24 protein-coding genes and 1 tRNA gene are annotated in these 22,155 nt (G+C 51.2%); 4 read left to right on the forward strand and 21 right to left on the reverse strand.

The window, feature by feature from the left end:
* Positions 1-40: 40 nt before the first annotated feature.
* The 4 genes from FEK47_RS19570 to proB all read right to left on the reverse strand — a co-directional run bounded on the left by FEK47_RS19570 (position 41) and on the right by proB (position 3,980).
* Entirely contained in the window at positions 41-1,255 is a 1,215-nt protein-coding gene (locus FEK47_RS19570; RefSeq protein WP_000772649.1) for an integrase arm-type DNA-binding domain-containing protein, read from the reverse strand.
* Between the two features lie 166 nt (positions 1,256-1,421).
* Positions 1,422-1,497: transfer RNA gene (locus FEK47_RS19575), tRNA-Thr, on the reverse strand.
* A gap of 114 nt (positions 1,498-1,611) precedes the next feature.
* A complete protein-coding gene (gene proA / locus FEK47_RS19580; RefSeq protein WP_138183335.1) occupies positions 1,612-2,865 on the reverse strand; it encodes a glutamate-5-semialdehyde dehydrogenase in 1,254 nt (417 codons plus the stop codon).
* 11 nt (positions 2,866-2,876) lie between these two features.
* Positions 2,877-3,980, reverse strand: coding sequence for a glutamate 5-kinase (gene proB, locus FEK47_RS19585; RefSeq protein ID WP_001285288.1), 1,104 nt, complete (start codon positions 3,978-3,980; stop codon positions 2,877-2,879).
* Positions 3,981-4,267: 287 nt separating this feature from the next.
* Here proB and phoE point away from each other — a divergent pair, with 287 nt between their 5' ends.
* Positions 4,268-5,323, forward strand: coding sequence for a phosphoporin PhoE (gene phoE, locus FEK47_RS19590; protein ID WP_130218396.1), 1,056 nt, complete (start codon positions 4,268-4,270; stop codon positions 5,321-5,323).
* Positions 5,324-5,423: 100 nt separating this feature from the next.
* Here the strand turns inward: phoE and crl are convergent, their stop codons facing one another.
* The 3 genes from crl to gpt all read right to left on the reverse strand — a co-directional run bounded on the left by crl (position 5,424) and on the right by gpt (position 7,678).
* Positions 5,424-5,825: a sigma factor-binding protein Crl gene (crl, locus tag FEK47_RS19595; RefSeq protein WP_135404391.1), complete on the reverse strand. Its 402-nt coding sequence runs from the start codon at positions 5,823-5,825 to the stop codon at positions 5,424-5,426.
* Positions 5,826-5,882: 57 nt separating this feature from the next.
* The gene (frsA, locus tag FEK47_RS19600) at positions 5,883-7,127 is read right to left on the reverse strand and encodes an esterase FrsA (protein ID WP_130218398.1); all 1,245 of its coding nucleotides are present in this window, start codon (positions 7,125-7,127) and stop codon (positions 5,883-5,885) included.
* A 92-nt stretch (positions 7,128-7,219) separates the two neighbouring features.
* Positions 7,220-7,678: a xanthine phosphoribosyltransferase gene (gpt, locus tag FEK47_RS19605; protein WP_001291990.1), complete on the reverse strand. Its 459-nt coding sequence runs from the start codon at positions 7,676-7,678 to the stop codon at positions 7,220-7,222.
* Between the two features lie 260 nt (positions 7,679-7,938).
* On the opposite strand from gpt, the gene pepD reads away from it, so the two are divergent.
* From pepD to FEK47_RS19620, 3 genes are read left to right on the forward strand one after another with little or no spacing between them, the layout of a single operon-like run.
* Positions 7,939-9,396: a cytosol nonspecific dipeptidase gene (gene pepD, locus FEK47_RS19610; RefSeq protein ID WP_130224106.1), complete on the forward strand. Its 1,458-nt coding sequence runs from the start codon at positions 7,939-7,941 to the stop codon at positions 9,394-9,396.
* 48 nt (positions 9,397-9,444) lie between these two features.
* A complete protein-coding gene (locus FEK47_RS19615; RefSeq protein WP_138183336.1) occupies positions 9,445-9,960 on the forward strand; it encodes a heme biosynthesis protein HemY in 516 nt (171 codons plus the stop codon).
* Positions 9,961-9,987: 27 nt separating this feature from the next.
* Entirely contained in the window at positions 9,988-10,230 is a 243-nt protein-coding gene (locus FEK47_RS19620) for a hypothetical protein (protein WP_138183337.1), read from the forward strand.
* Between the two features lie 8 nt (positions 10,231-10,238).
* On the opposite strand, the gene FEK47_RS19625 is transcribed toward FEK47_RS19620, so the two are convergent.
* The 14 genes from FEK47_RS19625 to lafA all read right to left on the reverse strand — a co-directional run bounded on the left by FEK47_RS19625 (position 10,239) and on the right by lafA (position 21,956).
* A complete protein-coding gene (locus FEK47_RS19625; protein WP_138183338.1) occupies positions 10,239-10,763 on the reverse strand; it encodes a metal-dependent hydrolase in 525 nt (174 codons plus the stop codon).
* A gap of 61 nt (positions 10,764-10,824) precedes the next feature.
* Entirely contained in the window at positions 10,825-11,439 is a 615-nt protein-coding gene (prfH, locus tag FEK47_RS19630; RefSeq protein ID WP_138183339.1) for a peptide chain release factor H, read from the reverse strand.
* A complete protein-coding gene (locus FEK47_RS19635) occupies positions 11,436-12,575 on the reverse strand; it encodes an RNA ligase RtcB family protein (RefSeq protein WP_138183340.1) in 1,140 nt (379 codons plus the stop codon). Before FEK47_RS19635 ends, prfH begins: the two co-directional genes overlap by 4 nt.
* 245 nt (positions 12,576-12,820) lie before the next feature.
* Positions 12,821-13,273 carry a GNAT family N-acetyltransferase gene (locus FEK47_RS19640; RefSeq protein ID WP_085459378.1) on the reverse strand — a complete coding sequence of 151 codons (453 nt, stop codon included), beginning with the start codon at positions 13,271-13,273 and terminating at the stop codon, positions 12,821-12,823.
* Complete coding sequence (gene dinB, locus FEK47_RS19645; protein WP_001226161.1) at positions 13,270-14,325, reverse strand: DNA polymerase IV; 1,056 nt, start codon at positions 14,323-14,325, stop codon at positions 13,270-13,272. The genes FEK47_RS19640 and dinB overlap by 4 nt, the downstream gene beginning before the upstream one ends.
* A gap of 70 nt (positions 14,326-14,395) precedes the next feature.
* Positions 14,396-15,319 carry a putative lateral flagellar export/assembly protein LafU gene (lafU, locus tag FEK47_RS19650; RefSeq protein WP_135404386.1) on the reverse strand — a complete coding sequence of 308 codons (924 nt, stop codon included), beginning with the start codon at positions 15,317-15,319 and terminating at the stop codon, positions 14,396-14,398.
* A gap of 2 nt (positions 15,320-15,321) precedes the next feature.
* The gene (gene motA, locus FEK47_RS19655) at positions 15,322-16,185 is read right to left on the reverse strand and encodes a flagellar motor stator protein MotA (RefSeq protein ID WP_064530473.1); all 864 of its coding nucleotides are present in this window, start codon (positions 16,183-16,185) and stop codon (positions 15,322-15,324) included.
* Positions 16,186-16,197: 12 nt separating this feature from the next.
* Positions 16,198-16,914 (reverse strand): FliA/WhiG family RNA polymerase sigma factor, encoded by a 717-nt coding sequence (locus tag FEK47_RS19660; RefSeq protein WP_135404385.1) that lies wholly within the window; start codon positions 16,912-16,914, stop codon positions 16,198-16,200.
* A gap of 19 nt (positions 16,915-16,933) precedes the next feature.
* Positions 16,934-17,401, reverse strand: a complete 468-nt coding sequence (locus FEK47_RS19665) for a flagellar basal body-associated FliL family protein (protein ID WP_000725259.1) — start codon at positions 17,399-17,401, stop codon at positions 16,934-16,936.
* Positions 17,402-17,408: 7 nt separating this feature from the next.
* Positions 17,409-18,470 (reverse strand): flagellar hook-length control protein FliK, encoded by a 1,062-nt coding sequence (locus FEK47_RS19670; protein ID WP_138183341.1) that lies wholly within the window; start codon positions 18,468-18,470, stop codon positions 17,409-17,411.
* Positions 18,467-18,778 (reverse strand): flagellar protein FliT, encoded by a 312-nt coding sequence (locus tag FEK47_RS19675; protein WP_138183342.1) that lies wholly within the window; start codon positions 18,776-18,778, stop codon positions 18,467-18,469. The genes FEK47_RS19670 and FEK47_RS19675 overlap by 4 nt, the downstream gene beginning before the upstream one ends.
* Before the next feature lie 4 nt (positions 18,779-18,782).
* On the reverse strand, positions 18,783-19,175 hold the full coding sequence (gene fliS / locus FEK47_RS19680) for a flagellar export chaperone FliS (protein ID WP_000285319.1): 393 nt from the start codon (positions 19,173-19,175) through the stop codon (positions 18,783-18,785).
* A 22-nt stretch (positions 19,176-19,197) separates the two neighbouring features.
* Positions 19,198-20,514: a flagellar filament capping protein FliD gene (gene fliD / locus FEK47_RS19685; RefSeq protein ID WP_138183343.1), complete on the reverse strand. Its 1,317-nt coding sequence runs from the start codon at positions 20,512-20,514 to the stop codon at positions 19,198-19,200.
* A gap of 527 nt (positions 20,515-21,041) precedes the next feature.
* On the reverse strand, positions 21,042-21,956 hold the full coding sequence (lafA, locus tag FEK47_RS19695) for a lateral flagellin LafA (protein ID WP_000949083.1): 915 nt from the start codon (positions 21,954-21,956) through the stop codon (positions 21,042-21,044).
* Positions 21,957-22,155: the final 199 nt, after the last annotated feature.

Raw genomic sequence — 22,155 nt, forward strand, 5'->3', positions numbered from 1 at the left:
TTCTTAATCGCTCAAAGTCTACTACTGTATACTCAACCAGTCACCCGCATTTTCCGAACTCACCATGCACCACATTTCCGCCATGCTCGAGCGAATCCATATAATCAGCGTACCACTGAAGCATTTCCCGCCGCCCATCCAGATATTGCGCATGGTTGTATGTGCCACGAATTGAGTTTTTATCGACGTGCGCAAGCTGTGTCTCTATCCACGCGGTGTTATAGCCCTGCTCATGCAAAATGGTGCTCATAGTGTGCCGGAAGCCATGACCAGTAACCTTTCCGTTATAGCCGATGCGTTTAAATACTTGGTTTATGCTAGCCTCGCTCATTGTTTTCCTTGGATCATTACGGCCGGGAAACATAAGCGGATAATTGCCAGTTAGTTCTTTAATCTGCCCAATAAGCGAAAGAGCCTGCTCAGACAAAGGCACCACATGAGGGCGACGCATTTTCATCCGTGAAGCAGGTATCTCCCAGATAGCCTTGTTGAGATCGATTTCATCCCATAATGCACCGCGCAGTTCGCCAGTCCGCAAACCGGTGATAATCAGTAGACGAGCCGCCATAACAACCAATGCACTTCCTGAGTAACTGGACAATGCCTTGAAAAAATCAGGTAATTCTTTGGCTGTGAGGAAAGGATAATGATTAGATTCATGACCTTGCATCGCGCTGGTGAGATCCGGTGCAGGGTTATACTCAGCACGTCCAGTGACAATTGCATAGCGGAAAACTTCCCCGCATCGCTGCCTCACTTTTTTGGCTTTTTCGGTAGCACCGCGCCCCTCGATGCGCCGCAGCACATTCAGCAGTTCAAGTGGTTTGATTTCGGCGATTGGTTTTTTGCCAATGTAAGGGAACACATCTTTGTTGAAGGCTTCGAGGATGTCTGAAGCATAACCAGCAGACCATTTTTTTAATTTGCTGCTGTGCCACTCAAGGGCAATATCTTTGAAGGTGTTGTTTAACTGCGTTTCCCGGGCAATCTTTTCCTCTCGTTTCGCTTCCATCGGATCGATACCCCCAGCGATACCCCTTTTAGCTTCTTCACGTTTTGCACGAGCATCAGCCAAGGTAACTTCAGGATACACACCTAGTGCTAACAGCTTCTCTTTACCAGCTACACGATACTTGAAGCGCCAATATTTTCCTCCACTAGGTTTTACCAGGAGATACAGACCACCACCATCAGCCAGCTTGTAAGCCTTCTCTTTTGGCTTGGCAGTGTCTATTTGACGGGCATTGAGTTTCACTTGGGGGTACCTCCACTAAACCGAACAGCAAATACCCCCAAAAGTACCCCCAATTGACTGTAGATTTTGGGGTACTTAAGTAGACGTCAAAAGACTAAAAGGGGCGCTAACATGCGGATTATAAGAGGTTTTTAAATACTTGAGTAGACTTGGGGAGACATTAGAATGGTGCCGATAATAGGAGTCGAACCTACGACCTTCGCATTACGAATGCGCTGCTCTACCAACTGAGCTATATCGGCCCTGAAAGGAAATGTTCACGAACGTGAATCACGGTGGACAAGGTTAAAACTAACCGGGCGATGCGTCAATGGCCTTGTGAATCAAATGGCTACTTTTGCATCACCCGTTTTTATTTACGCACGAATGGTGTAATCACCGATGCCGATCCACTTGTAGGTGGTCAGTGCTTCCAGCCCCATTGGGCCACGCGCGTGGAGTTTTTGTGTGCTTACCGCCACTTCTGCACCCAGTCCAAACTGGCCGCCGTCGGTAAAACGCGTAGAGGCGTTAACGTAAACAGCGGACGAATCAACTTCGTTGACAAAACGCTGGGCGTTGCGCATATCGCGGGTCAGGATCGCATCGGAGTGTTGCGTGCCGTGTTCACGAATATGGGCGATGGCATCGTCAAGATCGCTGACGATTTTGACGTTCAAATCTAATGACAGAAACTCATCGTCATACTCTTCCGCTTTAACAGCCACCACCTTTGCGGGGCCTGTCTGCAACTGCACCATTGCGCCAGCATCTGCGTGTAACGTCACGCCGCTTTCCGCCATTTGTTTGCTAAATGCGGGCAGGAAGCTATCGGCGATGTTTTTATTCACCAGCAACGTTTCAACCGTATTACATGTGCTCGGACGCTGGGTTTTCGCGTTGACGATGACTTTCAGGGCTTCAGCGATCTCTGCACTTTCATCAACGTAAATATGGCATACGCCTATACCGCCTGTGATCACCGGGATTGTCGACTGTTCGCGGCACAGCTTATGCAAACCAGCGCCACCGCGCGGGATCAGCATGTCGATATATTTATCCATACGCAGCATTTCACTGACCAACGCGCGGTCAGGATTATCAATTGCCTGTACTGCACCTGCCGGTAAACCGCAGGATTTCAGGGCGTCCTGAATCACCGCCACCGTTGCAGCGTTAGTGCGGCAGGTTTCTTTGCCGCCACGCAGGATCACCGCGTTACCCGTTTTCAGGCACAGCGAAGCGACATCAACCGTCACGTTCGGCCGCGCTTCATAAATCACGCCAATCACACCCAGCGGCACGCGACGGCGCTCCAGACGCAGGCCACTGTCCAGCACGCCACCATCGATTACCTGCCCCACCGGATCGGCGAGGTTACACACCTGGCGCACATCATCGGCAATGCCTTTCAGCCGTGCGGGCGTCAGTGCCAGACGGTCAAGCATCGCTTCGCTAAGGCCATTGGCACGCGCGTCAGCAACATCCTGCGCGTTAGCGTTGAGGATGATTTCGCTTTGTGCTTCCAGTTCATCGGCGATTTTTTCCAGCACACGATTTTTTTCGCGGCTGGAGAGTTGCGCTAATTTATACGAGGCTTGCTTCGCGGCAATGCCCATTTGTTCCAGCATCAGCCTGCTCCTTAACGGGTAATCATGTCATCACGGTGAACGGCAACCGGGCCGTATTCATATCCCAGTATTGCATCAATTTCTTGCGAGTGGTGTCCGGCAATACGGCGTAATGCATCGCTGTTGTAACGACTGACGCCGTGGGCGATATCGCGGCCTTCAAGGTTGCAAATGCGGATGACTTCACCACGCGAGAAATTGCCAGTCACGCTTTTAATGCCTTTCGGCAACAGGGAGCTGCCGCGTTCAAGAATGGCGGCAGTTGCCCCTTCATCTACCGTAATTTCACCCGCAGGCGGCGCACCGAAAATCCAGCGTTTACGGTTTTCAAGCGGAGTCGCCTGGGCATGGAACAGCGTACCGACGGAAATGCCTTCCATCACATCACCAATAACGCCCGGCTTGCTGCCCGCGGCAATAATGGTGTCGATGCCCGCACGGCAAGCCACGTCTGCGGCCTGCAATTTGGTACTCATGCCGCCAGTTCCGAGGCCTGAAACGCTGTCACCGGCAATCGCGCGCAGTGCGTCATCAATGCCGTAAACATCTTTAATCAGTTCTGCCTGCGGATTGCTGCGCGGGTCAGCGGTATACAAACCTTTTTGATCGGTCAGCAGCAGCAGTTTATCGGCACCCGCCAGAATCGCCGCCAGCGCAGAAAGGTTGTCGTTGTCACCAACTTTAATTTCTGCCGTAGCGACAGCATCGTTCTCATTGATTACTGGAACGATGTTGTTATCGAGCAGCGCACGCAGCGTATCGCGAGCGTTCAGGAAGCGTTCACGGTCTTCCATATCGGCACGGGTCAGCAGCATTTGCCCGACGTGAATGCCATAAATCGAAAACAGCTGTTCCCACAGTTGAATCAGTCGACTCTGCCCTACCGCCGCCAGCAGTTGTTTTGAGGCGATAGTCGCTGGCAGTTCCGGGTAACCCAGGTGCTCACGTCCGGCGGCAATCGCGCCCGACGTCACAATGACTATCCGATGCCCGGCGGCATGTAACTGCGCGCACTGGCGAACAAGTTCAACGATATGGGCACGGTTCAGGCGGCGCGATCCGCCTGTTAGCACACTGGTGCCGAGTTTTACCACCAGCGTCTGGCTGTCACTCATGATTCTCTGCCATTCAATTTTAGGAAAAATGATATCAAACGAACGTTTTAGCAGGACTGTCGCCGGTTGCCAACCATCTGCGAGCAAAGCATAGCGTTTTGTTGCGCGGGATCAGCAAGCGTAACGGCAGTTGTTTACGCTTTTATTACAGATTTAATAAATTAGCACATTTTAAGAATATTATTAAGCTGTAATATATCTTTAACAATTTCACGTTAAAAACTTTCCTGTTTTCAACGGGACTCTCCCGAAGAATATTCGCGCGTTAATTAAAATCAGGAATGAAAATGAAAAAGAGCACTCTGGCATTAGTGGTGATGGGCATTGTGGCATCTGCATCCGTACAGGCCGCAGAAGTATATAACAAAGACGGTAATAAACTGGATATTTATGGCAAAGTTAAAGCCATGCATTATATGAGTGATAATGACAGTAAAGATGGCGACCAGAGTTATATCCGCTTTGGTTTTAAAGGTGAAACACAAATTAACGATCAACTGACTGGTTATGGTCGTTGGGAAGCAGAGTTTGCTGGTAATAAAGCAGAGAGCGATACCGCACAGCAAAAAACACGTCTCGCTTTTGCCGGATTGAAATATAAAGATTTGGGTTCTTTCGATTATGGTCGTAACCTGGGCGCGCTGTATGACGTGGAAGCCTGGACCGATATGTTCCCGGAATTTGGTGGCGACTCCTCGGCGCAGACCGATAACTTTATGACCAAACGCGCCAGCGGGCTGGCGACTTATCGTAACACCGACTTCTTCGGCGTTATCGATGGCTTGAATTTAACCTTGCAATATCAAGGGAAAAACGAAAATCGCGATGTGAAAAAGCAGAATGGCGATGGCTTCGGCACCTCGTTAACCTATGACTTCGGCGGCAGCGATTTCGCCATCAGTGGGGCCTATACCAACTCTGATCGCACCAACGAGCAAAACCAGCAAAGCCGTGGCACGGGCAAGCGCGCAGAAGCGTGGGCAACGGGCCTGAAATACGATGCTAATAATATTTATCTGGCCACCTTCTATTCTGAAACACGCAAAATGACGCCAATCTCTGGCGGCTTTGCCAATAAGACGCAGAACTTTGAAGCGGTCGCACAATACCAGTTCGACTTTGGTCTGCGTCCATCACTGGGTTACGTCTTATCGAAAGGGAAAGATATTGAAGGCATCGGCGATGAAGATCTGGTCAATTACATCGATGTCGGTGCTACGTATTATTTCAACAAAAATATGTCAGCGTTTGTTGATTATAAAATCAATCAGCTGGATAGTGATAATAAGCTGAATATCAACAATGATGATATTGTCGCGGTTGGGATGACGTATCAGTTTTAATGAATATTGCCGGATGCAGCGTGAACGCCTTATCCGGCCAACGAAAACCAATATTTCAGGCCGGAAGAGATGCTCTAACATCGCATCCGGCACATTTCACTCACGCCGTTAACTTCACCGGCTCATCGCGAAAATCATCCGCCGGTTCCAGCTTAAGATTCAGCGTCGTCAGCAATTCACGCAGCTTCTCATGAAACTCACGCAGGGTGTGCTCCAGTCGCTCAACCACTTCCGCATCTTTTACCTGAACACGCGTCCAGTCACCTGCTTTATCAAACAGACCGAACTGGTAACTGTAGGTAAAACGGGATTCCTGCGCTTCCAGTTCCATCCACCAGCCCCAGAACTCACGCACTTCCGGCGCTGGTTTCACGTTGACGCATACAGCCAGACAATCGAAAAAGAATCGATTATCTTCGCACTTACCTTCACGAATATACGGGCCTAGTGCGGTAAATTTTTTGATCAATCTGCTTTTCGGGTGTCCACTCGGTAACGTCATTGCGATCTCCTGTTGTGATGCAACTGTTTTACCAAATTGACAAAATTTAGCAAATTTTTAACACAATCGCTTTTCGATCCAGTCAGTGATTTCCTGAAGTGCCTTGTCAAAATTCCGATACACCGGGTTAAACGGAATCTCTAACAATTTACCATCAGCAGATGACGACGTGATTAAGCGTGAATCCTCTTCCGGGCTGAACGGATCGTTCTTCCAGTACCCTGATAACATTGGCGTTGGGCAACGACGCCCCAGCAATCCTTGCACTTTTAATGAGTAGCGATTCAGCTCAACACGCAACGCTTCATCAGAAGCATCATGCATTCCCAGTCGGCTTGCCAGAACGTCAAGATACATTTCTGGCACTTGTTGCTGGCACTTAAAATCACTCAGTAAAGTGTGAACCACCGGGCCAAGACAGGCCACCGCTTTCAAACGTGATGCCTCGAGATAAGCCAGGCGTACAGCAACGTTAGCACCAAAACGGAAACCAAAGGCTGCGACGCGCGTGTGATCTACCCACGGCACGTTTGGCAACGCCTTTAAGACATGTTGGTGCAGTAGGCTGGAATCCTGGGTGAGTTTCCATTTTGAGGAAAAACCGACCGAAGGCATATCAATAGTCAGCATCGCAATGCCGCGCGGTGCAAAATAGCGCTCATAAAGGGAGTAATAGTCTGTTTGCATCGCATCCAGACCACCACACATTAATACTGTCGGGAATGGGCCATCACCTTTTGGCATATGCAAAAAGCCAGTGATGGGCGCGCCCCCCGGAACGGTAAACTCCATTTGCCGCATTGTTCCAGGCAGACGTTGCGCAGCTTCTTCATACGCGCGATTTGACAACGCCTGTACCTGTTCAGCCAGATCATCGCCCTTCAAGTGCGGATAGGCGGCAATATTGTACAACGTAGCTGCGTGCAGCCAGTGACGCCCGCTGAGTTGCGGATCTTCTTCCGCACAGGCTTTCTGTTGCCACACCATCGCCTGGGTGGCCCACTCGTAAATCCAGTTGCCGCCGCGGTAGCCAATCACCGTATCGTATAAATCATTGTCGGTGCGTTCAGCATCGCTCATCACAATGCGCGCCTGGACGTCGAGGATTTCACGCGGATCAACACCGCGCCAGATCCACATCAGGCGGTTAATCATGCGATACCAATGAGGAATATTTTTGCCATCGAGGGCCGACTGCACCGACGGTTGCGCACCGTGGTTAAAACGGCGGACTAGCGTCGAGGTTTCAGGATGTTTAAAGCGGGGTTTGAACAGGGTTTCGCTCAGGTTAGCCTGTGTCATGGATGCAACCTCCAGGAATACTTACTGGAAGCTATTGTAACCTGCCTGACGTTAAAAAGAACAACGCCCGGCAGTGCCAGGCGTTGAAAAGATTAGCGACCAGAGATAGGCGGGACGAACACAACGCCCATATCCCACGGCTGCTCAATCCAGGTATCTTGTGGGATATCAACCACATAATCATCTACCAGAGGACGACCAGCCGGTTTCGCGAAGATAGTCACAAAGTGTGCTTTAGGATACATTTCACGAATCGCAACCGCAGTACCACCAGTATCTACCAGGTCATCAATGACGATAAAGCCTTCACCGTCACCTTCTGCGCGTTTCAGTACTTTCAGTTCGCGCTGGTTGTCGTGATCGTAGCTGGAAATACATACGGTATCGACATGACGAATACCCAGTTCACGCGCCAGTAACGCACCCGGTACCAGACCGCCACGGCTTACGGCAATAATGCCTTTCCATTGTTCAGAAGGCATCAGTCGGCTTGCGAGTTTACGTGCATGGATCTGCAACATGTCCCAGGTGACGATGTATTTTTCGCTCATGTGAAGTGTCCCAGCCTGTTTATCTACGGCTTAAAAAGTGTTCGAGGGGAAAATAGGTTGCGCGAGATTATAGAGATCTGGCGCACTAAAAACCAGTATTTCACATAAGTCCGCGTCTTTTTACGCACTGCTACTACCTGTCGCTAGATAAAGTGGTATTCTCAAACATATCTCGCAAGCCTGACTTGTGCTGACAACATTTTCTGCTAACCCTGTGACCTGCAATACTGTTTTGCGGGTGATCGACAAGGAGACTTAACGTGTCTGAACTGTCTCAATTATCTCCACAGCCGCTGTGGGATATTTTTGCAAAAATCTGTTCTATTCCTCACCCGTCCTATCATGAAGAGCAACTTGCTGAATACATTGTAGGTTGGGCAAAAGAAAAAGGTTTCCACGTCGAACGCGATCAAGTGGGGAATATCCTGATTCGTAAACCTGCCACCGCAGGTATGGAAAACCGTAAACCGGTTGTCCTGCAGGCTCACCTCGATATGGTGCCGCAAAAAAACAACGACACCGTGCACGACTTCACCAAAGATCCTATCCAGCCTTATATTGATGGCGAATGGGTTAAAGCGCGCGGCACTACGCTGGGTGCAGATAACGGCATTGGTATGGCGTCTGCACTGGCGGTTCTGGCTGACGAAAACGTAGTTCACGGCCCGCTGGAAGTGCTGCTGACAATGACCGAAGAAGCCGGTATGGACGGTGCATTCGGTTTACAAAGCAACTGGTTGCAGGCTGACATTCTGATTAACACCGACTCCGAAGAAGAAGGTGAAATCTACATGGGTTGCGCGGGGGGTATCGACTTCACCTCCAACCTGCACTTAGATCGTGAAGCGGTTCCAGCTGGCTTTGAAACCTTCAAGTTAACCTTAAAAGGTCTGAAAGGCGGTCACTCTGGTGGCGAAATCCACGTTGGCCTGGGTAACGCGAACAAATTGCTGGTTCGCTTCCTGGCGGGTCATGCAGAAGAGCTGGATCTGCGCCTTATCGATTTCAACGGCGGCACACTGCGTAACGCCATCCCGCGTGAAGCCTTTGCGACCATCGCTGTCGCAGCTGATAAAGTCGACGCACTGAAATCTCTGGTGAATACCTATCAGGACATCCTGAAAAACGAGCTGGCAGAGAAAGAGAAAAATCTGGCCTTGTTGCTGGACTCTGTTGCGAACGATAAAGCTGCCCTGATTGCGCAATCTCGCGATACCTTTATTCGTCTGCTGAACGCCACCCCGAACGGTGTGATTCGTAACTCCGATGTAGCCAAAGGTGTGGTTGAAACCTCCCTGAACGTCGGTGTGGTGACCATGACCGACAACAACGTAGAAATTCACTGTCTGATCCGTTCTCTGATCGACAGCGGTAAAGACTACGTGGTGAGCATGCTGGATTCGCTGGGTAAACTGGCTGGCGCGAAAACCGAAGCGAAAGGCGCATATCCAGGCTGGCAGCCGGACGCTAATTCTCCGGTGATGCATCTGGTACGTGAAACCTATCAGCGTCTGTTCAACAAGACGCCGAACATCCAGATTATCCACGCGGGCCTGGAATGTGGTCTGTTCAAAAAACCGTATCCGGAAATGGACATGGTTTCTATCGGGCCAACAATCACCGGTCCACACTCTCCGGATGAACAAGTTCACATCGAAAGCGTAGGTCATTACTGGACACTGCTGACTGAACTGCTGAAAGAAATTCCGGCGAAGTAATAACGATAGCGTCCACGCCTGCGGGCGTGGACTGTTCAAGGATGAACAATGATCCCTAAAAAATTACACCGTATCTGGTATCCGTCTCTCGAAACCTTTTCCTGTTCAACGCCATATTCCATTGATGAAGCCCGTCGGAAATTAATCAACGCTATTGATGACGACGATGAAATGAAAGGTAAGATTGGTCATGATCAATTGACTATCTCGCATACGACCTGGTATTGGGGAAGAAGCCATACAACGACGTTCCGTGGTTCCTGGCAAGAAACACCTTCGGGGGTAATACTTGAAGGCGTATATACCAACCTGGCGTTTATGTCGTTATGGTTCACAGTAGTTCTGATAATAGGCACATTTTCTGTCATAGCAGGTGTCTTCTCTCTGATATCAGCCTTAATAACATCCCCCCTGCAACAATCAGCCATCCAGGAAGCTCTGATTTTCATGTTTGCGCCGCCGGGTATGCTCGCACTGGGAACCCTTCTGATGCCCTTTATAACTGCCCATCAGAGCCACTTTAATCCAACGATCAAACAACTCATTCAGCAGGCATTAAAATAACGACCATTTACCTCAGAGAAGAATCGTATGGCAATTTACATTGAAATAACAAAGCATTATGAAACCCATGAAAAGGTCGCATATTTATATAGCTGCGACCATATTTCCTGGGGGGAGTTTTTGATCGTAAAAAACTCTTTCGCACTGGAATTCGTGAAAGAGCTTGAAGGTGAAAAGCAGAATTTTTATATGTTCAGAGCCTGGGGAAAAGTCAGAAGAACATATTTAACTACGGGAGAATTTCCCCAGGAAACATGTTACGCCGCTTAAAGTCAGAATCATTTTTCCACACATTTTACATTTACCATTTTGGCATTACGTCTGCACCACATGGCAATGGCGGCAACCACTAATGCCAGTTCCAGTAAAAACGACCAGTGTAATAAAAAATTGAGCCACCACGGATGATGCACCGCTGTAATATGAAAGAATGCAAATGGTTGGTTAACGAAAGGCATCAGCCACCAGATATCACCGACCAGCGTATCGAGTAATAAATGGGTGATACTATTCAGGCAAAACACCACACCCAGCCACGCCGGAAGTTTATTCTTCGCAATTGTGGCCCAGAATAACGTCGCCGCCAGCAGAGCAAACCATAACAATGGCCAATGTGTAGGGTAAAGATGATGATGTCGTTGCCCGTTATCCACCAGATAGCACCAGAAAAGATCAAAATCGGGCGCAACGGCCCCAACTAAGCCAATAACCATCGCCCTGCGCGCATGACAAACAATCAGCGGTAAGCGTTTCACTAAAGTACAAGTTATTAAATAACCAGCCGGAAGATGACCGATAAACATGGCGATTCCTTTCATTTTTGCCCGCGCTTTCATGTAGAAAACGGCGGGAGACATTCCTCAATTACACAGCGATAAAAGCCATCCCTGTAAACGTTCGTCGCGGGTTGCCACGTTCAATCTGGTGATGGAACATTCGCCGCTGCGATTTCAGCGCCGCGCTATTTTCCTGTTGCTGCTGTTCCAGCTTCCAGGCAATCAGCAATCGCGCCAGCCGTTTGTTAGCATGCTGGCTGCGCTCTGACTGAACCTTCACGCTAATACCGGATGCCAGATGCGTGGCACGTACCGCCGAGTCGGTTTTATTGACATGTTGACCGCCCGGCCCCGACGAACGCAGCGTCTCATACCGGATCGCATCGGATTGCCCCTGCTCATCAGCGGTAAAACGCCCAATGCCCAGAAACCAGTTTTTACGCCCGTGATGTGGGCGATACGGGCTCGGGCAAATCCACTGAATAGTGCCGCACCAGCTTTCGCTTAATGCCCATGCGTTGTCGCCATCCAGAGAAATCAGCGCCGAACGCACCGTGTCAGGATAACGCCCGGCTTCGGTTTCCAGCACCGTTACCGCGACGTCTTGTCGGGTAGCTTCTTTAATTAGCCTGTCCAGCGCCTTTTTCACTGCGAGACAACATTCTTCCGGCCCCTGCGCTGAGGAGAGTTGTAGCAAGATCATCCTTTTTTCCCTCCACTGTTTTTGAGCGTTAGCACCGGACGCAGCCGCGCGACAGGAATAATTAAACCGGCCTGCACCAGACATTGCACCACGCTTTCTGCCGATTTATAGGCTTGTGGCGCTTCTTCAAAGATGAGTTGTTTATCGCGACAAATTACCCGACTGCCAAGTTCAGTACGCGAGAGTTGCGTCGCCGTGTATTTCGCTGCCAGACGCCCTTTACACTCGGTGCGCCCCCATTTACGCCCTGCCCCATGCGCCAGCGAGTGAAGCGTTTTTTCGTTCGCAACAGGCTGTACAAGCCAGGAGTAATCACCGCGTGAACCAGGAATAATCACCAGACCGTTGTCATCCGGCGTGGCACCTTTACGATGCAACCAGCCCTGTTGATCGCCGATTTTACACGCGTTAACAAAGTTATGCGCCACATCCAGAACCGGACTTCCGGTGGCCTTAACTTGTTGCATTATGCGTAAAGCGATCAGCTGGCGATTAATACGCGCAAACGCCAGCGCATCGTCATGTTCCGCAATATACCGTAGCGCGTCGTCACTGCCTTCAGGCAAACCATGATGTGAAAACGAGGCAATATGCCGCTGTAAAATAGACTGCCCCAACCCCCTCGAGCCGCTATGAACCAGCAGTTGCAGATGCTGCGCATCCAGACCTGCCAGTGCAAACCGTTCAGCGTCGATGATTTGATCAACTTGTTGCAGTTCAGCGAAGTGGTTACCGCCACCGATAGAGCCAAGCGAGCTGCGCCACGGATGCTGTGCAAATGCTGACGGCAGGTTTTCCTCCAGCCAGCTTTCTTCAGCAACGTCATCCAAAGCTGATAATCGCTTTTCAAACTTATCGGCGTTGTATTTGCGAGCGAGAATATCTGTTTGCCATAGCGCCATGCCACAGCCGATATCATTGCCGACCAGTGCCGGGTAAAAACGATCAACAGAGAAGAACGCTGCGCCAATCGGGTAGCCGCGTCCGGGGTGTAAATCTGGCATCCCTACTACGCGCTGCATGTTGGGTAAATTTGCCGTGGTATGTAATTGTTGGATCGCTGAACTCTCGATCCACAGGTCATCAGATGCGATGGTAAATACCGCATCGGATAAGGGACGAATATAATTGCCCATATACCATTCCGTAAATAGACTCGTCATACTTCAAGTTGCATGTGCTGCGACTCGAATTATTGAGAGTAACAATTAAAAAATCAGGAAATGGCAGACGAATCCAGGGCAAGAAAAAAAGAATTAATCCTGGAAAGGTCTGCAAAGAGTCATTGATAAAGGATTTGTCATGATTTACCTCCTTGCAGTTTGTGGAATAAGAAAACGCGCACATATTAGGCGGGTGTTATTTTCATTGCAAGCTGGATTTAATGTTGCGGTTTATAACGCATATAAAAATTAATAAACCACGCTCCCCGGCATTCAACGCGCTGCTGCTTAACTGTCTGAAAACCATAACGTTCAAAAAAGGGTTTTGCGGTTATGCTTGCGTCCACCGTAAGTTCGGATTCAGACTTAATCAAAGGTTTTAACAAAGCGCTGGCAACCCCACGGCGGGTGTATTCAGGGTCAACAAATAACATATCGATATAATGTTCAATGCGGGAAATAAAACCAACCGGTTGTGCATTAATGATCGCAACCCACACTTGTGATTTCGCGAGTTTCTCCTTCCAGCGAGATTCGTCAATCTGCGCCCAGGCGGCAATTTGTTGTGGTGAATAATGCTGACTGGCGGTCATCGTAACCGCTCTAATGAAAATAGCGCATAGTTGCTGAAAATCGCCAGGCTGATAGTTTCTTATTTGTATGTTATTCATAATCCCAGCACCAGTTGTCTTTCCATTTGCGGGTCAAGCAACGTCACATGCAGCCCCACCAGTCGCACACCGCGCCCACCGCGGCGTTCATCCCAGGTTTTACGCGCGGTGGCGATTAAGTCAGCTTTATTCAGCCGCGGCCAGACATGCTCCTGAGTGGTTTGCTGAAAATCATCAAACTTTAATTTCACCCCCTGGCGAGCAATCAGTAAATCAGGTTTCACCTTTGCCAGACGGCGTTCAAGTTCCGGATACAGCCGCTCGATAATCGCTTCACATTCAGACCAGTGATGAATATCTTCCGCCATCGTGCGTTCCACGCCGACGGATTTTCGTAACCGTTCGCTGTTAACGTCGCGCTCGTCAATCCCCTGACTACGCTCCCACAAAATGCGGCCAAATTTGCCAAAGCGTTTAAGCAGAATCACCAGATCACACTTTTGTACATCACCGCAGGTCCGCAGCCCCATCGCTTCCAGTTTTGCCGCCGAGACTTTGCCGACGCCGGGAATTTTTGCCAGCGGTAAGGTTTGCAGAAATGCCGGAACTTCTGCCGGAGTAATCACAAACTGGCCGTTGGGTTTATTCATGTCGGAGGCGATTTTGGCGAGAAACTTGACCGGCGCAACGCCCGCAGACGCCGTCAGTTGCAGCTCGTTGAAAATCGTCTGGCGGATTTCCTGGGCGATGAGGGTCGCAGAACCGTGGCAATGGACGCTATCGGTGACATCGAGATAAGCCTCATCCAGTGACAACGGTTCAATGCGCGAGGTGTAGCGCGAGAAGATTTCACGGATATGATTTGAAGCTTCTTTGTAGGCGTCAAAGCGCCCCGGGAGCAAGGTGAGATGTGGGCATAATTTGAGCGCCATCCCTGTCGGCATAGCGCTACGTACGCCAAATTTACGCGCGGGATAATTGGCGGTGCTGATCACCCCCCGACGTTCGCGGCTGCCGCCAATAGCAATAGGGATATCGCGCAGGGCGGGATTGTCGCGCATCTCCACCGCTGCGAAAAAGCAGTCCATATCCACATGAATGATTTTACGCATTGCTCACCTCTCAACACTGGTAAAGTATACAGTGATTTCAGGGTTTGAGAAATGCGTAAAGATTCAGCATTTAACGCGTTCGCTGCGAAAGCACCTGCTGCTTATCCAGCTTTTGCACCAGCGGCTGCACCACTTTATCCCCATGCTGACCAAAGTATTGATACAGCGTATCGGACGCACTTTTGGTCAGCACCATAATCTCAATGCGCCGGTTGCCCGCGCTTTGCGGATTTTTGGCATCCAGCAGCATCTGGTCCGCCATTGCGCTTACCTGCATCACTTTATCTTCCGGCATTCCGGCCTCTTCAAGCACCCGACGAGCTGAAAGCGCGCGATCGCCCGAAAGGTTCCAGTTGTTGTAGATATTGTTTTTGTAGGCCATCGCATCGGTATGCCCGGTAATAATAATTTTATTATCGAGCGAGTCGAACACTGGCGCGAGCTCCACCAGCAGCGTTTTAAAGAACGGCATAATCTTCGCGCTGCCGCGTTCAAACATATTGCGGTTCTGGTCGTCTTTAATCAGCACGCGTAATCCCTGGGGAACAATCTCCATCTCCAGATTCGCTTCCATATGCGCATCACGGGCGATGGTGTTGATACTGGTTGCCAGCTCGCCAAGCTCGGTGGCGGATTTCTTCTTCAGCAGCGCCGTTTTCTCGTTGACATCACGCACTTTTTTCTCCGTCTCTTCCGGCACCGCCACGGTGGCAGGTTTTGGCGGATGAGACGGGCTGATTTTATTTAACGGCGACAGCCCACCACCGTTAAAAATCGACTGCCCGTGCAGCGCGGCGATAATGCTTTCACGCTCGGATTTACTGACGCTGTTGACAATCCACAGCGTCATAAACAGCGCCATCATTGCCAAAGTAAAGTCGGCGAACGCCACCTTCCACGCCCCGCCGTGGTGCCCGGCATGATTCTTTTTGATCTGCCGCCGGACGATGGTGGTTTTTGCCCCACGCTCGCGGCGGTTGCCCGTCTTTCTCATGCTTATTCTTGCTCCAGCATCGCATTCACCCACGCGTCGAGGTTGGCGAAGGTCGGTTTGGACGCCAGATGCAGCAGCTTACGCCCGGCGTCCACCGCCAGCAGCGTCGGTTTGCCGCCTGCCTGTGCCACCAGCACGGTGCGCACGCATTCCAGCAAAGAATGTTCCGCCCGCGCCTGTTGTTCCATGGCGTTGGCGAGCGGGTCCATCAGGCAGTAGCAGATAAAGACGCCTAAAAACGTCCCCACCAGAGCCGCCGCCACTTTCAGGCCAATCAGGGCGATAGATCCGTCAATTGACTGCATGGTAATGATGATGCCCAACACCGCCGCGCAAATACCAAATCCCGGCATCGCTTCGGCGGTACGTTGCAGCGAGCGCGATGGCGTTAACAGCGACTCTTCCGCGGTGTCCAGTTCCTGATCGAGAATGCCTTCCAGTTCATGGGCGTCAATCTTGCCCATCGCCATCAGGCGAAAGTTATCGGCAATAAAGGTCACCAGCCGCTTCTGGGTTAATACCAACGGGTATTTCTGGAAAACGGTGCTCTCTTCCGGCTGCTCAATATGCTGATCCAACATGCGCAGACCGCCGTTTTGTACCATTTCAAGCAACTCATACAGGCACATTAATAGCTGGCGCTGAAATTCCGGCCCGAGCTGTTTTTTACTGATCACGCCTTTAATTTGATGGGCAATCTCTTTCAGCACATGCTTCGGGTTACCAATAATCATCGCCCCGAAACCAGCACCTAAAATAATAACTATCTCTGCAGGTTGCCAGATAGCAATTAATTGGCCGCCCGCTTCAAAATACCCGCCGAATACGCAGCCGAGCACTACCAGTAAACCTAATATTTTTTGCATGATTTTTTCACTTTAATTCGGATAGACAAAATCACGAATTTTCTGCGCGATCTGTTTATTCAATTGACAAATTCGGGCCTCGGTTAGCCCTAATACCAGCGCAATCTCTTTGAGATTCATCTCATGCTGGTAATACATGGAGAGGATCAGTTGCTCTTTTTCGCTTAATTGTGAAAGCGCCTGTTGCAACATTTGCTGGGTGACAAACTGATCTTCCAGTTCCCGGCCAGCAAGCGGAATGCCTGGCCCTTCGCCGTTCAGCAGTTCGTCCAGGCTGGCGAGCGTTTCCGCCCCTTCCAGTTGCTGATATTCGAGATAATCTTCATGCGAGATCCCTTCCACGGCCAGTTCTGACCACTCAGGCTCGTGCCCCAGTTTTTTACGCGTTTCGCGAATCAGGTCTTTCATCTGATGATATTTCTGTCGCAGCTGGCGCGGTCGCCAGTCGAGAGCGCGCAGCTCATCAAGGATCGCGCCGCGAATACGGTGCACGGCATAGCCCGCAAAACCTTCGTCCGGCAGCCCGTAGCGGCGAATGGCGTTAAGCAACCCTATTAATGCCGTTTGTTCCATGTCCTGACGATCAATAATGCAATTACACTGCGGGGCAAGGTGCCGCACCACTTTACGCACCAGTGGTAAATAGGCCTGCAAGTAGTGGCTCTCCTGCTGCGGGGTTAATACCGGCGCGGCAGCAAATTCTTCTGACTCGAATACGTCCTGTAGCATGTTTATATCCGCCTGGTGATTACTGGAAGACCACTTTTTTCACCAGCAAATCCTTATACGGTGCGCTCATTTTGCGACGCTGAAGATCTTTCTTTAACGCGTCAGAAATCAGTTTGCGGATGGCAGATATTTTCATGCCGCGCAAATCTTCAAATTTCATTTCCGTCAGGCATTCAACCGCAATACTTTGATACAGCGGTTCCTGATGTTTTATTTTTTCCGCTTCTTTGTCACTGGCGACCACCATCACTAATTCCGCCGACAAATAATGGTCCGCGCCGTTGTTGTCATGCAGCGTGACAATGGTTTCCGGCAACGTCACAAACACGCTTTTGCTTTCATCCAGGGTTTCCACCGTTTCCGCCCGTGCAACGGCCGTCGGTTTTCCTTTTCCGGCATAATGATGCCAGACACCCCATCCAGCTCCGGCCCCCACCACCAACGCCAGAACGGCGCTGACCACGCCCGCCACCACGATTTTCTTCATATTGCCTTTACACTTTGATCAAAACGGATTCGTTCTGTTGAAATTGAGGCGCATCATCAAGCTGTAAGGCGGCACTCACCTCTTCCTGCTGATGGCCCGACTGTTGTTGCTGCTGCGACTGCCCTTCGGAGGAAACCTGTACGTTCACCTCCATAAAATTTTGCGCCGTCAGATGCTGGCGGAGATCGTCGCTAAACTGCTGTAACGCGCGGCAAACTTCACTTTGGTTCGCGCCGATGTGCACCATCAGTTTGCCGTTGTCGAGTTGTACGGCGATCTCGAGCTTGCCAAGCGACGGTGGATCGAGACGGATGGTGGAGATCTGCTGTTGTTTGTTGAGCTGAAAGTGGATCTGATCTTTCAAAAGCGTCGTCAGTTTTTCGCCCAGTTCGTCCATCGAAAGCGTGGCTGGTTTGGCGACAATCTCCTGATGATCGCTGACCAGCTCCGGCGTCTTAACCTGCAACACCGCACGCGCAATAACAGGTTCGCTGTCCGGCACTTTTTCCGTTTTACGCTCGACCTGCGGGCGCGCGGTCACACGGGTTAGTTCAGGTTTCGGGCGAGCTGGCTGTGTTGAGACGCGCGGCTGCGTCGGCGCAATGGCATGTAAATCTTCACTGGCGTAAGTCGCCAGTCTGGCCTGCTGTTCGGGTTTCGCCTGCGGCAACTGACTGATCAGTTCCAGCAACTGCGGCGGCAACGGCGTGAGTTCCTGCTGTTGCGTCGGGCGTTGCGGCGCGTTTTGCACCACCGCTTTCGTCAATTGCTGGATAACCGGCGATGTTGCGACGTTTCGCGGCTGCGGCGTGTCCTGATGCGGCGCGGCAGGTTGCGGAAGTAACAGCGCCATTAGCGCCTGCATCGCCACCGGATCGTTCTCCTGCGGGCGCGTCGCCTGTTGCTGACTGGTTTTAGCGCTATGAACGCGCTCCGCCACCGCCGCGACCGCCATTTTCGGCAGGGTAAACGCGGGCGCGTTTTCACCGCTCACCGGCGGTAAAATATCCGCTTTCAGCGACGCCGTTTCCGCAAGCGTTCCGAGCGTGGCAAGCAATGCCGGATTCATGACTTCTCCGAAAGTAAATTAACAATTGAGTAGGCCAGTACGCCTTCCTGATGCCGCTGATGCTGTTCCATACGCGCTTTCAGCACTTCTGCGCGCTGCTCGCGGCGTTTAATCAGGGCATTAAACGCGCCGTACAGTTGCACCTTCACCGCACATAACTGCGCCGCGTCGGTTTCCGCCGCCGCGTAATCGTGAAACTGGCGCATCAACTGCTGATGCAGTGCCGGAAGGCGTCGCCAGCGTTGCTTGTCGAGAGCTTCATTCATCGCATCTATCAGCGCGAAAAGTTGCCTGCGTTGTTTTTCCATCGTCTTAACCCAGCTTGCCCGAAAGCCCTTCCCAGCCTTCGCGCAGGTTGCTTAAGATCAGCATCACTTCATCGATTTTCTCTGCCGACAGTTCGCCGCTGGCCTCATACAATCGGTAAACGCAGTGGTCATAGAGGCGCGAAAGATTGACCACCAGCTCGCCGCCAGTTTCAAACTCCAGCGAACTGGTGAGCGCATTGAGAATGTCGATGCATTTATTGATGCTCTGGGCTTTCTTCTCGAAACGCCGCCCTTCAATATGGCTTTTGGCGCGTTCCAGCTCGTCCATCAGGCCAGAAAACAGCACCAGCACCAGTTCCAAAGGCGATGCCGCCGCAGTACGCGCCGCGAGATCGATCTCTTTATATTGCGAATAGCCGTCCTGTACTTGGTACATCTTTAGGGATATTCCTTCTGAGTTACGCGAATGCCGCCATGCTGGCTTTCATGGTGTACACCTCGACCAGCGTGTTGGTGTACTCCTCCAGATAACGGTCATAGTTGGCGTTATAGGTATCGGTAAGCTGATCGCCTTCGTCTTGAATTTTGCTCATCTGATCGTCAATGTTCTGCTGGCGCAGGGTGATGATGCCGTTGCTGGAGTCCGTGTAGGTGTTAATCAGGTCGTCCATCTGCGCCACCATGCTGTTGTCGCCAACGAAAATAGAGGTCAGGCCGTCAGGATTTTTCTTCATTTCATCGCTGAACTGGTCGGAGTCAATCTGTAAGTGGCCGTGAGAATCAAGCGTGATGCCATAGTCAACAATCGACACGCCGTTGTAGCTGGCATGGGCGATGTCATCGAGCTGGTTCGCCAGTGAACTGAGTCCGGCGTCCCCCGCAAATACCCCGGCGCTGGTACTGTCATCACCGTGAGTGGTCAGCGAATCAACCGTATCAATCAAGGTGTTATAGGCATCGACAAAGGTCTGTACTTTCTCCTGGCTGGCGCTGGAATCTTCGCTGATGTTAAAGGTGGTGAGATCGCTGTCAGAATCGCTGACTTCGGTGAAAGTCATGGTGACGCCGGGGATCACATCATCAAACGTATTGCTGCTGTTGGTGATCTCAGGCCCTGTGGCACTGCCGAGATGAATAATCGCGTCCTGAGCGGAGGAAACATCCGTGGCAACGGGCGCGCTGGTGCTATCGTTGCTGGCGTCATGCCCCGTTACGCTCACCGAAAACGCGCTCTGCGCCCCGGTGCTATCCGAGGTGAGCATAATCGTGGTGGTGCCGTCGGTTTTTACCAGCGCCGCCGAAACGCCCGGATTGTCATCGGAGTCGTTAATCGCATTCACCAGTTCACTGGCGTCGATAAAACCGTCGCCGTCACCGTTCTGATCCGCCGCCGACAGATCGATATCCATAGTGCTGTCGCCCATCGTCAGTTCGAAGGTGCCGGTGGCGGAAAAGGCGTCGTCGCCCATACTGAACGTGGTTTGCTGCCCCTGCGCCAGTTGCTCAACGAAAAATGAGTAGCTTCCCGCCTGTGCCTGGGAATTGGCGGAAACGGTCGCCGAGTCATTATTGCTGGTGGCGGCGAAAGTCACCGGGCCGTCGGTATCGCTATTCAGCGCATCGACGGCGCTCTGGAAATCGCTCAACGCCGAGCTGAGCGAGTCCAGGCCGCTGCTTTCGGCATCCAGCTCCGTTTGCTTCTCCTGCAAGTTTGCAGCCTGAGTGGCGACATCTGCATAAGCGATTTCTTGCGCAATGGTTCTTGGGTTGATCATTGATGACTCCGGATAACGATGTCTGGTTATTGGCAAAAGGCGTGCCAATATTTTTTATGTGAATAATCAATAGATTGAAAAACAGGCGGAAATGGCGTTTCCGGTCTGGCGGAAGAGTATCTGCCGCAGAAAGCACAACACCGCCCGCAGGCGGTGTTGTTCGTGGCCGGATAAGGCATTTACGCCGCATCCGGCAATCGGTGCACGATGCCTGATGCGACGCTGACGCGTCTTATCAGGCCTACGAGTCCGCACATATTTTTATGCTTGTACCCGTTCGTAGGCCGGACAAGGCGTTTACGCCGCATCCGGCAATCGGTGCACAATGCCTGATGCGACGCTAGCGCGTCTTATCAGGCCTACGAGTCCGCACATATTTTTATGCTTGTGCCCGTTCGTAGGCCGGATAAGGCGTTCACGCCGCATCCGGCAATCGGTGCACAATGCCTGATGCGACGCTAGCGCGTCTTATCAGGCCTACGAGTCCGCACATATTTTTATGCTTGTACCCGTTTGTAGGCCCGAACTTACTGCAGCAGGCTGGAAACCATGCTGGACATGCTGTTGGACTGTTTCAGCATGGTGATGCCAGTCTGCATCAGCACTTGCTGTTTGGTCATATTGGACGCTTCCGTCGCGTAGTCGGTATCCATAATGTTACCGATAGCAACTTCGGTGTTGTCCTGCATGCTGGTCAGGTTATTAGCCGTGTCGTTCAGACGGTTGATAGACGCACCCAGCTTGGACTGGATCTGCGAAACATCATCCATCGCGGTAGAAATGCTGGTGATCATCTGGTTAGCCGAGCCAGACGCGGTAAGCTCAGTACCGCCAGACACGCCTGCAGTACCCGTGGTGTCTGCCTGATCCGCGCTAAAGGAGTTGCTGATAGCAGAAAGGTCAGTCACCAGCGTGTTCAGTTGGCTTGAAATGTTCACAGTCATGGTGTCGGAAGATTCCGCGCCCACCTGGAAGGTTACCGCGCTCTGGAACAGACCGTCAGTACCGGTGTTGCTGGTGCCGGAAACACCGAACAGGTTGGTGCCGCCGTAAGTGGTGTTTTGCAGCATGTCAGACATCTGCTGGCCCAGTTCGTCGTATTCGTCCTGCATCGCCTGCAGATCGTCGTCGCTGTAGGTGCCGTTCGCAGCCTGAGTTGACAGGTCTTTCATACGACCCAGCACGTCAGACATTTCGTCGAACATGCTGTCAGCGGTTTGCAGCATCGCGGTGGCATCATTAATGTTGCTCAGCGCCACGCCCATACCGCTGGACTGTGCAGTCAGACGGTTAGCAATTTGTTTGCCTGCGGCGTCATCGGCAGAAGAGTTAATCCGGTTACCTGTCGCCAGGCGTTCCATAGATGTAGACAGAGAAGAGCTGCTTTTGCTGATTGCATTAACGGCGGCCATTGAGGCGTTATTGGTGTTAATAGATAACATGATACTGCTCCTTGGGATTAATCGTTTTCGTTTCGATACCCTGTAAAAACGACACCTCGGGAGCAAACTTAAAACCGCCGTTAAAAAAATTTCAGTGCGGTTTATCTGATGCCACTTTTAGCTAAAAAAAGCAGAGTTTAAATTCAGATAAAAAGATTATTAGCAATATCTGCCACATGGCCAGGCATCAAAATATGTC

The organism is Escherichia sp. E3659 (assembly GCF_005781135.1).
Taxonomy (GTDB): Bacteria; Pseudomonadota; Gammaproteobacteria; order Enterobacterales; family Enterobacteriaceae; genus Escherichia.